The following is a 14,516-nucleotide window of genomic DNA, read 5'->3' on the forward strand; positions in this document are numbered from 1 at the left end:
CATGGTGTCTCTGTTAATCAGTAGGAAACAAGCAGGCTGACATTGGAATAAGCCGCACTCCCCCACACCGCGACATAGAAATCTCCCGCAGGCGGCGAGCCGATCTGCAGAGACTCGTTGCTGGTGCTGAGTCCAGGGCTGACATCGAAGATGCTAGCTGTGGGCAATGCACCATAGCGCAGGAGAAGGTCCGCATTACCCGCGCCCGCCATGGTCAGATTGAAGCTGGCGGTGCCGGCGGGAATGGTGAACTTGAAATACTGGAACGAACCCGCGGCACCGGAGAAATTTCCCTGTGGAACCTGGTTCGCCAATACCGTTATCGGCGGCAGGGTATCCATACGGTAACGCCGGGCGTAGACGTTCATTTTCGCGGTAGCAGGGTCGTACTGACGCCAGGATGCGGTGAAGTTGCCCGCCAGATCCATGCCGACAACAGAGAAGAACGAGGAGGCGACGCCATCGCTTATCAGGAACTCGGGCGCTACCGGGTTTCCGGAACTGTCGTACTGGCGGCCATAGATGGTCGGTATCGCCGCGGGCACGTGGTAACGATTATCGTTGTCCCACGCCACAGCGAAACTGCCGTCGTCCATCATGCCGACGTCTTGGTACTGCCCGTTGCCCATCGTACTGCTGACGACGAAATTCCCGCCCAATGCTGCACCTGCCGCCGTATAACGCTGGGCCATGATCACGCGGCTGTCGGTTGCGGCCGAGTATTTCGACCAGGTCGTCACCAGGGCCCCTTCCGTGTTGGTACTCACATGCGGATACAAAGCCTGATCGGTGCCCACGTTCATCTGGGTCGCCGACGACAGTGCACTGCCTACGCTGTTATAGCGGCGCAACCACACACTCATTCCGATCGGCGTGGAGAAATCCCGCTGCTGCCAGACGATAGCGATATTTCCGGTTCCATCGACCGATATTCCAGTAGGGGCGATGAAGGTATTGGTGGCGGACGCCACGTTCAGCATTGCGCTACGCGCCGTGCCGTTGAGGTTGAATAGTCTGGCCTGCGCGTATTGGGTAGAAGTGGACGAGTAATAGCTCGTCCATATCACCGCGAAAACGCCGTCGCCGTTCATCGCGACCACCGGGCTGCTCTGTTGACCACCGACATTGGTGTCAAGACGGAACTGGTTTACGAGCGCAGTACCGGCCCTGTTGAATATTCTGGCGTATATGCCCGGCTGTCCCGGCACGGTTTCCACCACCACGTGGTTTCCCACCCGGTCCACCGCAACCGCTTCGCCATACGGGCCCAGCGCCGTCTCGACACTGGTCAACGCCACGCCATTACTGTCGTAGCGCCGTACGTAGCGCCCTCCCAACGTTGCGTCTTGGAAAAGGATGGCTTGATCGCCCCCGCTCCCCGCGGTGACGTCGAGCGGCACTTTAGTGTCGACCGGCGTACTGCCATTGACGATGAACGGAGCACCCAATGCACCCGCTTGAACGACGCCTGCGCATGCCAGCAACGCAAAGCCAAAGATCCCGCACAGCGCTATTTTCTTCCTAAAGTCCATAACCCCTCCATTAGATTCGAACACCACGGTCTATCCCCCGCTGCGAGATCGCAACGCCAGTGAATGGTACGAAGGAGCCGTATCGCGGACTGAGACTCACGACGCACAAGGCCCGCAATGCGGGCCTTGTGCTTCATGGGTCAGTTAATCGTTCTCTGGGTGGGTCCCGATTTTTCAAACACGTGCAGGTCAAGAGCGTGTGCATCGAGGTGGATCTGGAGGATCCGGATTGCGAGCGGCCGTGCAAGAAGCCGAAAGGAAAACGCGGCAAGGAGCGCAAGCCGCCGGGCGGCCACAAGGACGATAAGGACTGCGGTTGCTAGGTTATTGGAAAGAGAAAAGCGGGCTTAGGCCCGCTTTTCCTCATCATCGGCAAAGCCGCAGATAGCCCCTCCTCAAAGATCGCATACTGTGGGCCAGGGCCTACCCTATAGCCACTCCGCATCCCATAGGGCGGGCTCAAGCCCGTCGCATGAAGCCCGGCTTACGGGGTCTGCCCCAATCAACCATCGATGAAATCCGGCTCTATCTGCAACAACAACGCGCACCTGGCCGGGATGCCTTCCGGACCATGGTCGAAGCCAAGACCCAGTATTTCGCCGGGGTTAGGCCGGCTCATCGGCCCTACAAGCTCCCTGTGGAGACCTGGAAGTGGGCCCGGCCCCGTTTTCCGGAAAGGGCAAAATACGGTAGGTCGCTGCGCTCACACCATCCTACGCGTAGATCGCGTGCGGACATTCTACCGCACTGCAATCTTTAGAGATTGACCGTTCGGCATGCGAAAGGAACCATAACGCTGAGCGCCAGCGGCGAGACCTTATCCAGGCATTTCGTGAAACATCTCGATTACCCGTACAAGCCCAAGATCTGGGCGATGGCAATGGTAGTTCTTGTCTTTGGCGTTATGGGGTGGTTTATAGCGCAGGAGGCCATCAACAACGATCGCGGCATGGTCCTTAACGGAGTTATTCATTTCTCCGAAGGTGGCGCGACCGCAGTCTATTGGTGCGTCGCAGTGGCCAGCGGCCTGTTCTTTATCGTTGGAATCTCTGCGCTGTTCGTGAGCATTTTTGGTTCGCACCGCCTTGTCATCACCTCGGCCAGCATTTCCGCACCCCGGTCTGGATTTTCACGCAAGCCCACAGTCGTTCCGCTTTCCTCGATCACCAGCCTAGAAACCCAGGTGATTCAGCACCATCGCCTGCTCTTCGTAGAGCATCGGGAAGGCAAGCTCGTCATCAGGCAGGCCTGGCTTCCGGACAAGACAGCGTTCGATGAGGTTTGCGACGTGCTGGTCCGCTTCCTCAACAACCGGCAAGGGTAGCAATCGACATAAAAACGGGGTCAGGTTCACTTGCCCGACAACAATTGACAGAAAACCTTATATCACTTGCCTCACGACCCCGATGGCTTCTACCACGGGTGTCGGAAATGCTGGAAGCATTGCCAGGCTTCCCCGACTTGATCTCCCAGACATCCCTCAGCACGTCGTCCATCGGGGCAACAACTGGCTCCCGTGCTTCCCCGATGATGAGGATCGACAACGCTATCTGCAACTCTTGCTGCAAGCCGCATCGGCAAGCCAATGCCAGTTGTTAGCACCCGTCGCGGGTCGAGTTTCCCTAAATCCCCCACTCGCAACATGCAAATGCTGCGAGGTACATATTCGCTGTGTAGCCCCGGCCGGTGTCAAATTCAAGTCGTTCGGAATTTAAGAGAAATCCATCACGCTCCTTCCTGATTACATGGGGGTCCGCACCTGCTTCAGGCCACATCTGCGCACAAAAAAAGCGGGCCGAAGCCCGCTTTTCTGATTTCAGCAATGACGAAGCGACTTACTCAGCCGCAACACCCTCGCCTTCTTCCACAGCCTTCATCGACAAACGGATACGGCCCTGCTTGTCGACTTCCAGCACCTTGACCTTGACCAGATCGCCTTCCTTCAACACATCGCTGACCTTCTCGACGCGGTCGCTGGAGATCTGCGACACGTGCACCAGACCGTCCTTGCCCGGAGCAATCGTGACGAACGCGCCGAAGTCCATCAGCTTGGCGACTTTGCCTTCGTAGATGCGGCCCGGCTCGACGTCGGAAGTGATCTGCTCGATGCGCGCCTTGGCGGCCTGGCCGGCAGCGCCGTTGACCGAAGCGATGGTGATGGTGCCGTCGTCCTGGATGTCGATCTGCGTGCCGGTTTCCTTGGTGATGGCCTGGATCACCGAACCGCCCTTGCCGATCACTTCGCGGATCTTGTCGGGGTGGATCTTGATGGTGATCAGGCGCGGCGCGAATTCGCTCAGCTCCTGGCGCGGGGCGGTCATGGCGTTGGCCATTTCGCCCAGGATGTGCAGACGGCCGGCCTTGGCCTGCGACAACGCCTGCTTCATGATTTCTTCGGTGATGCCTTCGATCTTGATGTCCATCTGCAGCGCGGACACGCCGTTCTGCGTACCGGCCACCTTGAAGTCCATGTCGCCCAGGTGATCTTCGTCACCCAGGATGTCGGAGAGCACGACGAAGTCGTTGCCTTCCTTGACCAGACCCATGGCGATACCGGCGACGGGCGCGGAAATCGGCACGCCGGCATCCATCAGCGCCAGCGAGCTGCCGCAGACCGAGGCCATGGACGAGGAACCGTTGGATTCGGTGATTTCCGAGACCACGCGGATGGTGTACGGGAAGGCTTCCATGGTCGGCATCACGGCGAGCACGCCGCGCTTGGCCAGACGGCCGTGGCCGATTTCGCGACGCTTCGGGCCCATCATGCGGCCGGCTTCGCCCACCGAGTACGGGGGGAAGTTGTAGTGGAACAGGAAGTGGTCCTTGTACTCGCCGGAGACCGCGTCGATGACCTGGCCATCGCGCGCGGTGCCCAGGGTGACCGCCACGATCGCCTGCGTTTCACCGCGGGTGAACAGCGAGGAACCATGCACGCGCGGCAGCACGCTGACCTTGGAGCTGATCGGGCGCACGGTGTCCAGCGCGCGGCCGTCGATGCGGACCTTGGAAGCCAGCACCGAACCGCGCATGGTCTGGTATTCCAGCTCGCCGAATTCCTTCGACAGTTCGCCGGCGCTCCAGCCGTCGGCTTCGGCGCGGCCGGCCAGCGACTGCATAACGTCCTTCTTGATCGCGGCGATGGCGTCGCGGCGCTGCAGCTTGTCGCGCACCTGGAAAGCGGATTCCAGCTGGGTGCCGACGGCTTCCTTCAGCGCGGAGATCAGCGCGTCCTTCTTGGCCGGGGCCGACCATTCCCAGTTCTTGGTGCCGGCTTCGGTGACCAGCTCGTTGATGATGTTGATGACCTTCTGCATCTCGCGATGGCCGAACATCACCGCGCCCAGCATCACGTCTTCGGACAGTTCGGCGGCTTCGGATTCGACCATCAGCACGGCGTTGGAAGTACCGGCGACGACCAGCTCAAGCTTGGAATCCTTCAGCTCGCTGACGGTCGGGTTCAACACGTACTCGCCGTTGATGTAGCCGACCTTGGCCGCACCGATCGGACCGTTGAACGGCGCGCCGGTCAGGGCCACTGCGGCGGAGGCGCCGATCAGGGCCGGGATGTCGCCGTCGATTTCCGGGTTCAGCGACATCACCGTGGCGATGACCTGCACTTCATTGCGGAATTCTTCCGGGAACAACGGGCGCAGCGGACGGTCGATCAGGCGCGAGATCAGGGTTTCCTTCTCCGTGGCGCGGCCTTCGCGCTTGAAGAAGCCGCCCGGGATGCGGCCACCGGCGTAGAAACGCTCCTGGTAGTCGACGGTCAGCGGGAAGAAGTCCTGGCCTTCGCGCGCGTTCTTGGCGGCGACTGCGGAAACCAGCAGCACGGTGTCGTCGAACTTGACGATGACGGCGCCGCCGGCCTGGCGGGCGATCTCGCCGGTTTCCAGGGTGACCTGGTGCTTGCCGTACTGGAAGGTCTTGGTGATTTTTGCCACGTTTGGTTCCTTGGTGATGCTTTATCGGTTGAACCGGATACGGCCCTTGCCGCAGACGGGTGGCCGGGTTCGTCCGGCCGGGGATTGCGATGTCTGGAAACTTTTCTTGCGGTTTTCTTGTGTGCAAACAAAACCGCGGCGCATCACTGCGCCGCGGTCGGTATTCGGTTTAGCGACGCAGGCCGAGTTTCTCGATCAGGGTCTTGTAGCGCTCGCCGTCCTTTTTCTTCAGATAGTCGAGCAAGCTGCGGCGGCGGTTCACCAGCTGGAGCAGGCCGCGGCGGCTGTGGTGGTCTTTCTTGTGGGTCTTGAAGTGGCCGCTGAGCTGTTCGATGCGGGCGGTGATCAGGGCGACCTGGACTTCCGGCGAACCGGTGTCGGCGGGACCGCGCTTGTTGTCTTCAATGACTTTCTGGGTATCGATGGGCATGTGCTTTTCTCTTGAGATGCGTGGCCTGCAGGAACGCGCTGATTCCCGGGACAGGGAAGCGGTGCGCACCGCGAGGCTCGCCGATTGTGAAATAAGTGCTGCTAAGGATGCTGCGATGGATTGCCGCGAAGGTGATCGATGGACGATCAAGGATGCCGAAAAGGCCGCGGCATTGTAGTCGCCGAAGCCTTGCAAAACAAGGTTTTACTGAGCGGGCGCCGGACTTTGGCCCGGTTCGGGCCAGTTGAACAGGCGCTGCGGGGCCAGCACCCTGCCCTCGTCCAGCTGGGCCAGGCCCAGCACCCGCCCGGCTCCGTCGTAGACCGCGCAAGGCCCTACCGGGCCCGGAATGCCCGGCAGACGCTGGCCCTGGCTGAAGCGGCGGGCCGCCTCGTCGGTCAGGTCGATACGGCGGAAGCCGATCAGGCCGGCATCCAGCGGCAGCAGGCAGGCATCCAGACTGCGTTCGTCGCGCTGGGCCAGGGCCTGCACGGCCTCCAGCGTCCACATGCGCGGTTCGCGGAACGGCTCCACCCACAGGCGGCGCAGTTCCAGCACGTGCGCGCCGCAGCCCAGCAGTTCGCCCAGGTCGCGGACCAGACTGCGCACGTAGGTGCCGGAACCGCATTCCACCTGCAGGCGCAACAGCGGTTCGCCGCCATCCAGCAGGTCGGCGGCCGATTGCAGTTCGAAGCGGTGGACTTCGATCTGGCGGGGTTCCACTTCCACGATCTCGCCGCGCCGGGCCTTGGCGTACAACGGCTCGCCGCCGCGCTTGAGCGCCGAATAGATGGGAGGGCGTTGCTGAATGCGGCCGGTCAGCTGGCGCAACGCGGCATCGATCTGGGGCAGCGTGTATTTCCCGACCGGGCGCTCGCGCAGCGGCTGGCCTTCGGCATCATCGGTGTCGGTGGTGATACCCAGGCGCGCGACCGTGTCGTAGGCCTTGCGCGCGCCCAGCAGATTGCCGGCGATCTTGGTGGCTTCGCCGAAGCACAGCGGCAGCAGGCCGGTGGCCAGCGGATCCAGGCTGCCGGTGTGCCCGCCCTTCTGTGCGCGGAACAGGAACCGCGCCCGCTGCAAAGCCTGGTTGGAGCTGAGCCCTTGCGGCTTGTCCAGCAGCAGGATGCCGTCTAGGCGTCGGAATTTGACCTTGGGCAGCGACATGTGGAGCGGCGGATCCCTCTTGTAGGAGCTGCGTAAGCTGCGACCCGTGGAAAACAAGACCATTGAAATGTCCGCAGAACCGTAGCGTATACGGTCGCAGCTTACGCAGCTCCTACAGCAAGCGCCGCCTCACTTGTTCTCTTCGTCTTCGTCTTCGCCCGCGGGCGGCGGTGGCAGGTCGCGCAGAAGATTCTCAATGCGCTCGCCGCGGTCCACCGAATCGTCGTAGTGGAAATGCAGTTCGGGTACGTGGCGCAGTTTCATCGCCTTGCCCAGCTGGTAGCGGATCTGGGGAGACAACTCCTTCAGGTCCTTCACCGCTTCGGCGGATTTTTCCTGCATCAGCGCGGTGACGAACACCTTGGCGTGGGCCAGGTCGCGGGTGACCTCGACGTCGGAAACGCTGACCGACGGCAGGCCGTGCTCGCGCACGAACTCGTGCACCAGCTTGCCCAGTTCGCGGCGGAGCTGGGCGGAAACGCGGTCGCTGCGGTGGAAAGATTTGGTGGGCAAGAGATTCGGGATTCGAGATACGGGATTGGAGATTCGTTAGAAGCCGAGGAGCGAGGAGACGTCGGCGGAACCCGCTCTCGCGAATCCCGAATCCCGTCTCCCTAATCCCGGCCTCACAGCGTGCGCTGCACTTCGATGCGTTCGAAGCACTCGATCTGGTCGCCCGGCTGCACGTCGTTGTACGCCTTCACGCCGATGCCGCATTCGGTGCCGTTGCGCACTTCGTCCACGTTTTCCTTGAAGCGGCGCAGCGATTCCAGCTCGCCCTCGAACACCACCGTGCTGTCGCGGAGCACGCGGATCGGCTTGCTGCGCTTGACCGTTCCTTCCACGACCATGCAGCCGGCGACCGCGCCGAACTTGGAGCTGCGGAACACATCGCGTACTTCGGCGATACCGATGATCTCTTCGCGGATCTCCACGCCCAGCAGGCCGGAAGCCACCTGCTTCACCTGGTCGATGACGTCGTAGATGATCGAGAAGTAACGCAGGTCGATGCCGTTGGATTCGATGATCCGCCGCGCGGCCGCATCGGCGCGCACGTTGAAGCCGATCATGGTGGCCTTGGAGGTCAATGCGGAATTCGCATCGGACTCGGTGATGCCGCCCACGCCGGAGTGGATGATGTTGATCCGGATCAGGTCGTTGGACAGCGCCACCAGCGATTGCTTCAGCGCTTCCACCGAACCCTGCACGTCGGCCTTGATCACCAGGTTCAGTACCTGCTGGCCGTCGCCCTTGCCCAGCTGCGACATGATGTCTTCCATGCGGCTGCCGGCGGACTGCACCAGGCGCGACTCGCGGCGCTTGGCGTCGCGCTGCTGGGCCACGTCCTTGGCCAGACGTTCGTCGGCGACGACGACGAAATCGTCGCCCGCATCCGGCACGCCGGAAAGGCCAAGCACCTGCACCGGGATCGACGGGCCCGCTTCAGCCGGCTGGCCGCCGGTTTCGTCGAACAGCGCGCGCACGCGGCCGTACTGCGTACCGCAAACCAGGTAATCGCCCTTCTTCAACTGGCCTTGCTGCACCAGCACGGTGGCGACCGGGCCGCGGCCCTTGTCCAGCGAGGACTCGATGACCACGCCGCTGGCGCGACCGGTCGGCGCGGCCTTCAGCTCAAGCACTTCGGCCTGCAGCAGGATGGAATCGAGCAGGTTGTCCACGCCCGCGCCGGTCTTGGCCGAAACCTCGACGAACTGGGTGTCGCCGCCGAACTCTTCGGCGACCACGTCGTGAGTGAGGAATTCGTTCTTGACCCGGCCCGGGTCGGCGTCGCTCTTGTCCATCTTGTTGATGGCCACGATCAACGGCACGTTGGAACCCTTGGCCAGCTTCACCGCTTCGATGGTCTGCGGCATGACGCCGTCGTCGGCGGCCACCACCAGCACCACGATGTCGGTGAGCTTGGCGCCGCGCGCGCGCATCTGGGTGAAGGCGGCATGGCCGGGGGTATCGAGGAAGCTGATCACGCCCTTGTCGGTTTCGACGTGGTAGGCGCCGATGTGCTGGGTAATGCCGCCGGCTTCGCCATGGGCGACCTTGGTGCGGCGGATGTAGTCCAGCAACGAAGTCTTGCCGTGGTCGACGTGGCCCATGATGGTGACCACCGGCGGACGCGGCGACTGGTCGCCCTGTTCGTTCTCGGTGTGCGCGATCAGATGGTCCTCGACGTCGCCGCTGTCGGCGCGCACCACGTTGTGGCCCAGCTCTTCGGTGACCAGCGCGGCGGTATCGTGGTCGATGCTCTGGGTGATGGTGGCCATGACGCCCATCTTGAACAGCGCCTTGACCACTTCGCCGCCCTTGAGCGCGAGCTTCTGCGCCAGGTCGGCGACGGTAATGGTTTCGCCGATGGCCACGTCGCGCACGACCGGCGCGGTGGGACGTTCGAAGCCATGGGTGCCGGTGCCGCCGCGCGACTGTTCCTGGCGGCGCGGCTTGGGCTTGCCGCGGGTGGTGGTGCGGCGCGCGCGATCGGCCGCGGAAAGATGCAGCTGCCCGGCGAAACGCTGGGTGCTGTCGTCGTCTTCCACGCCGGCGACCATCGCGTGCGAGCCGCGAGTCTTGTGCTTGCTTGCGGTAGTGGCGTTGCGGTCGTCTGCGCGCGGCGGATCCTTGCGCACCGGCGGCTTGGGCACGTGATGGCCGCTGCTGGGCTTGGCGGCGCGCGGCGCGGCTTCGTCCTCGTCGGCGGGAGTCGCTCCGGTAGCAGCGGCGACGGCCTCGGCTTCGGCCTGCAGGCGTTCGGCCTCGGCTTTCAGGCGTACGGCTTCTTCTTCCTGGCGCACGCGCTCGCGCTCGTCGGCGCGCTTCTTGTCGGTTTCCGCCAGACGCTGCTGTTCTTCCAGGTTGCGCTGCTTGGATTCCTCCAGCTTGCGCAGCGCATCGGCGCGCTCGTCGCTGGGCGGCGCTTCGACCTCATCGCTCTTGATGTAGGTGCGCTTCTGGCGGACCTCCACGTTGACCGTGGTCTTGGTGCGGCCGGCAGCGACCGTCACTTCCTGCACCTTGCGGCGATTGAGCGTGATCTTCTTCGGCGCGGCGTCGTCCTCGGCGGGCTTGTCGGCCTTGCCATGGGTGCGGCGCAGGAAACCGAGCAGTTTCATCTTCTCGGTGCTGGTCACGGGCTGGTCGGGGCCGCTGAAGCTCATGCCGGCCTCGGCCAGCTGCTCAAGCAGTTTCTCGACCGGCGTGTTGACCAGTTCGGCGAGCTTGCGGATGGTGGTTTGCTGCGTCATTCGGATCCTGTGACCTTCGTAGGCGTCCCTGCGCCTATTGCGAAGGGAACGCGGATTCTAGCCCTGTATTCTGCAGGGCGGAGTTCATTGCCGGCTCATAGGCCGGGTTCCAGATGTGCCAGTGCGATGTTCATTCGCCACGCTCCAGACGGGCGATCTCCTCGGCGCGGGCGGCCAGGATCAGCGCCTTGGCGCGGTCCTCGTCCAGCCCTTCGATGCCGAATTCGACGATCTCGTCGGTGCCCAGGTCGGAAAGATCCTCGCTGGTGCGCACGCCGTGCCCGGCCAGCGCATAGGCGGTTTCGTCGTCCATGCCTTCCAGGGCCAGCAGGTCTTCGGCCGGCTGGTTCTCGTCGACTTCCTCTTCCTCGGCCAGGGCTTCGTTGAGCAGCGCGTCGCGGGCGCGGGCGCGCAGTTCTTCCACGATATCCTCGTCGAAGCCCTCCACCGCCAGCAGCTCGCCGACCGGCACGTAGGCGATTTCCTCGACCGTGTTGAAGCCTTCGGCCACCAGGATGGCCGCGATTTCCTCGTCCACCTCAAGTTTGTCCACGAACAGCTGGCGGGCGACCGCCTGCTCGGCTTCGGACTTGGCCGAGACCTGGTCCTGGGTCATCACGTTCAGCTGCCACCCGGTCAGGCGGCTGGCCAGGCGCACGTTCTGGCCGCCCTTGCCGATTGCCTGGGCCAGGCGGTCTTCGGCCACGGCCAGGTCCATGGAGTGCTTCTCTTCATCGACGATGATCGACTGCACTTCGGCCGGCGCCATGGCGTTGATGACGAAATTAGCGGCGCTGTCGTTCCACAGCACGATGTCCACGCGCTCGCCGTTGAGCTCGTTGGAGACGGCCTGCACGCGCGAGCCGCGCATGCCGATGCAGGCGCCGATGGGATCGGTGCGGGTGTCGTGCGCCAGCACCGCGATCTTGGCGCGGTCGCCCGGGTCGCGTGCGCAAGCCTTGATCTCGACCAGGCCCTGGCCCACTTCCGGCACTTCCAACTTGAACAGCTCGATCATGAATTCCGGGGCGGCGCGACTGATGAACAGCTGCGGGCCGCGCGGCTCGGTGCGCACGTCGAACAGGTAGCCGCGGACGCGGTCGCCGGCGCGCAGGGTGTCGCGCGGGATGCCCTTGTCCTTGGGAATGAAGGCCTCGGCATTGCCGCCCAGGTCCACGTAAATATTGCCGCGCTCGGCGCGCTTGACGATGCCGGTGACCAGCTCGCCCACGCGGTCCTTCCAGGCATCCACGACCTGCGCGCGCTCGGCCTCGCGCACGCGCTGCACGATGACCTGCTTGGCGGCTTGCGCGGCGATGCGACCGAAGTCGGGGTTCTCGATCTGTTCTTCCACGTAGTCGCCCACTTCGGCGCCATCGCTTTCGTCCAGCGCGTCCATCAGGCGGATCTGGAAGTCGGGCGACTCCATGACCACGTCGTCGGCCACCACTTCCCAGCGGCGGAAGGTTTCGTACTCGCCGGTCTTGTGGTCGATGGTCACGCGGGTCAGCACTTCCTGGTCCGGATAGCGCTTCTTCGCAGCCGACGCCAGCGCGGCCTCGATGGCATCGAAGATCACTTCGCGCGGCACGCCCTTCTCGTTGGCTACCGCATCCACTACCAGCAATAATTCCTTACTCATCGTTTACTCCGCGCGCGGCCGCTTGGCCGCCGGTTGGTTGGTTTTTGCCTGGCCCGGTTGCTTGGGGGCCGGTTTCTTGGAAGCCGATTTCCCGGCCAGTTTTTTCTTGATCGCTTTCTTCGCCGCCTTCTTCACTGGCGCTGTTTTCTTGGGTGCCGCCTTGGCCGCAGCCGGTTTGGCCGGGCCCGCCTTCTTGGGCTGCGGCGCGAAACCCAGCGCCACCCAGTCGGGCATGATCCTGGCCTTGTCCACGTTCTCGAACGCCACCGTCATTTCGGCGTTGTCCACCTGGAACACGATGCTATTACCTTCGATGCGCACGATCTGGCCCTGCAGGCGGCGGCGCCCTTCCTGCGGCAGCCGCAGCACCACCTTGGCCGACTCGCCCTGGTGGCGGGCGAACTGGGCCAGGGTGAACAGCGGGCGCTCGATACCGGGCGAAGACACTTCCAGCGTGTAGTTGCCGGTGATCGGATCCTCGACATCGAGCTGGGCGGAAACCTCGCGGCTGACCGCCTCGCAATCCTCGATGTTGACGATGCGCGTATCGCGTTCGGCCTCGGTCACGTCGATGTACAGACGCAAGGTGGCGCTGCCCGGCGCGGGCAGGTATTCGGCGCCCAGCAGCTCCAGGCCCAGGGCCTGCACCGTGGGGGACAGCAGGTTCGCGATTTGTTTTGCCTTGTCGCTCACGTGGTGATGATTCGCCGGCAGTTAAAGAAAAATGGGTATCGAAATCGTGAATATCGGAAATGACAGCCCGGAAACAACAAAGGGCCCTGATGGGCCCCTTGTCCGATACTGCTGGATTCCGGTGTTCGGGCGGGAACATTCGCCTTCACGAGCCCAGGCCTTGGTCGCTAAAAAAGCCTCTGCAAGAGGCTTTCCATGAAACCGAAAAGCTTGGTAGCGGGGGCAGGATTTGAACCTGCGACCTTCGGGTTATGAGCCCGACGAGCTGCCAGACTGCTCCACCCCGCATCAGAAGCGGAATTATGGTGACTCGGGTCTTTTATTGCAAGCCCGCATTCTCCCCTTCCCCTTCAAGGGGAAGGCCGGGATGGGGATGGTTTTCCCTGCAGTCAGGCAAAAAGCGACTTCAGGCGAAGGCCTGCTGGCACCACGCCATGATCGGATTCCAGAAGATTCCCAGCACCAGCAACGCCAGCGCATTGACGCCGAACACCACCGGCACCACGCGATCGGCGCGCGGCGGCGGCAGCTGGCCCACAGGCTCGTCGAAGTACATCACCTTGATCACGCGCAGGTAATAGAAACCGCCGATCACCGCGCAGACCACGCCCAGCACGGCCAACCACACCAGTCCGGCATCCAGCGCCGCGCCCAGCACCACCAGCTTGGCCCAGAAACCCAGGAAAGGCGGCACGCCGGCCAGCGAGGCCATCACGCACAACACCAGCCCGGCCTGCCACGGATTGCGCGCGTTCAGGCCCTTGAAATCGTCGATCTTGTCGGCTTCGAAACCCTGCCGCGACAACACCACGATGGCGCCGAACGCCGCAGCCGACATCACCGCATAACTGATGCCGTAGAACAGCGAGGCGGCGTAGCCGCGCGCTTCGCCGCCAGCCAGGCCCAGCAGCAGGAAGCCGACATGCGAGACCGTCGAATAGGCCAGCATGCGCTTGAGGTTGGTCTGCGCGATGGCGATCACGTTGCCGATCACCAGCGAGGCGGCGGCCAGTCCAGCGAGCATCAGGTGCCATTGCTCGGACATCGGACCCACGCCGTTTTCCAGCAGGCGGTAGGCCATGCCGAAGGCGGCCAGCTTGGGGCCGGCGCTGATGAACAAGGTGATCGGTGTCGGCGCACCCTGATACACGTCGGGCAGCCACATGTGGAAAGGGGCGGCACCCAGCTTGAACGCCAGGCCCGCGACCAGGAACACTACGCCGGTCAACAGCAGGGCTTTGTCGCCGACCTGGGTGGATGCGGCATGGATGCCGGCCAGATCCAGGGTTCCGGTGGCGCCGTAGACCAGCGACATGCCGTACAGCAGCAGTCCGGAAGCCAGCGAGCCGAGCACGATGTACTTCATGCCCGCTTCGGTGGAAAGGCCGTTGTCGCGGTCCAGCGCGACCAGCGCGTAGGAGCACAGCGCCAGCAATTCCAGGCCCAAATAGACCAGCACCATGTTGCCCGCCGACACCAGCATCATCATGCCGGCCGTGGCGAACAGGATCAGCACCGGTACTTCACCCGGGTACAGCTTGCGTTCGCGCAGGTAGGGCCACGCGTACAGCAGCGACAGTCCGCTCACCAGCAGGATCACTACCTTGCTGACATCGGCCATCACATCGCGCACGAACATGCCGCCGAACACCGTGCCCTGCCCGCCCACTCCGCAAGCGATCATGGCCAGCACGCCAGCCAGCAAAGCCAGCGCCAGCGCATGGGTGACCACGCGGCGCTGGTTGTCCAGGAACAGGTCCAGCATCAGCAGCGCGAAGGCGCCCCCGATCAGCACCAGTTCGGGCAGCAACGGCATCAGGTCGGCGGTGGCGGATAACGTCGGCGTGGTCATCA

10 protein-coding genes, 1 tRNA gene and 1 pseudogene are annotated in these 14,516 nt (G+C 63.2%); 2 read left to right on the forward strand and 10 right to left on the reverse strand.

Features of this window, described 5'->3' with window-relative positions; all coding sequences use genetic code 11:
- Positions 1-17 precede the first annotated feature (17 nt).
- Positions 18-1,532 (reverse strand): pre-peptidase C-terminal domain-containing protein, encoded by a 1,515-nt coding sequence (locus BLR66_RS04485; RefSeq protein ID WP_093280403.1) that lies wholly within the window; start codon positions 1,530-1,532, stop codon positions 18-20.
- Positions 1,533-1,714: 182 nt separating this feature from the next.
- Here BLR66_RS04485 and BLR66_RS19290 point away from each other — a divergent pair, with 182 nt between their 5' ends.
- Positions 1,715-1,855, forward strand: coding sequence for a hypothetical protein (locus tag BLR66_RS19290; RefSeq protein WP_218119597.1), 141 nt, complete (start codon positions 1,715-1,717; stop codon positions 1,853-1,855).
- 509 nt (positions 1,856-2,364) lie between these two features.
- A complete protein-coding gene (locus BLR66_RS04495; protein ID WP_143014546.1) occupies positions 2,365-2,856 on the forward strand; it encodes a hypothetical protein in 492 nt (163 codons plus the stop codon).
- A 511-nt stretch (positions 2,857-3,367) separates the two neighbouring features.
- Here BLR66_RS04495 and pnp read toward each other — a convergent pair.
- The 9 genes and pseudogenes from pnp to nuoN form a co-directional block, all read right to left on the reverse strand.
- Entirely contained in the window at positions 3,368-5,476 is a 2,109-nt protein-coding gene (gene pnp / locus BLR66_RS04505; protein WP_093280406.1) for a polyribonucleotide nucleotidyltransferase, read from the reverse strand.
- Positions 5,477-5,645: 169 nt separating this feature from the next.
- Positions 5,646-5,906, reverse strand: coding sequence for a 30S ribosomal protein S15 (gene rpsO, locus BLR66_RS04510; protein ID WP_093280407.1), 261 nt, complete (start codon positions 5,904-5,906; stop codon positions 5,646-5,648).
- Between the two features lie 204 nt (positions 5,907-6,110).
- A complete protein-coding gene (gene truB / locus BLR66_RS04515; RefSeq protein ID WP_093280408.1) occupies positions 6,111-7,073 on the reverse strand; it encodes a tRNA pseudouridine(55) synthase TruB in 963 nt (320 codons plus the stop codon).
- A gap of 129 nt (positions 7,074-7,202) precedes the next feature.
- Positions 7,203-7,586, reverse strand: a complete 384-nt coding sequence (gene rbfA / locus BLR66_RS04520) for a 30S ribosome-binding factor RbfA (RefSeq protein ID WP_093280409.1) — start codon at positions 7,584-7,586, stop codon at positions 7,203-7,205.
- Positions 7,587-7,699: 113 nt separating this feature from the next.
- Positions 7,700-10,327, reverse strand: coding sequence for a translation initiation factor IF-2 (gene infB, locus BLR66_RS04525; RefSeq protein ID WP_093280410.1), 2,628 nt, complete (start codon positions 10,325-10,327; stop codon positions 7,700-7,702).
- Positions 10,328-10,457: 130 nt separating this feature from the next.
- Positions 10,458-11,969: a transcription termination factor NusA gene (gene nusA / locus BLR66_RS04530; protein ID WP_093280411.1), complete on the reverse strand. Its 1,512-nt coding sequence runs from the start codon at positions 11,967-11,969 to the stop codon at positions 10,458-10,460.
- A gap of 171 nt (positions 11,970-12,140) precedes the next feature.
- Positions 12,141-12,662, reverse strand: a pseudogene (gene rimP, locus BLR66_RS04535) (ribosome maturation factor RimP); the annotation flags it as partial.
- A gap of 211 nt (positions 12,663-12,873) precedes the next feature.
- Positions 12,874-12,950 (reverse strand) — tRNA-Met (locus tag BLR66_RS04540).
- Between the two features lie 118 nt (positions 12,951-13,068).
- A complete protein-coding gene (gene nuoN / locus BLR66_RS04545; protein ID WP_093280413.1) occupies positions 13,069-14,514 on the reverse strand; it encodes an NADH-quinone oxidoreductase subunit NuoN in 1,446 nt (481 codons plus the stop codon).
- Positions 14,515-14,516: the final 2 nt, after the last annotated feature.

The organism is Pseudoxanthomonas sp. CF125 (assembly GCF_900104085.1).
Lineage (GTDB): Bacteria > Pseudomonadota > Gammaproteobacteria > Xanthomonadales > Xanthomonadaceae > Pseudoxanthomonas_A.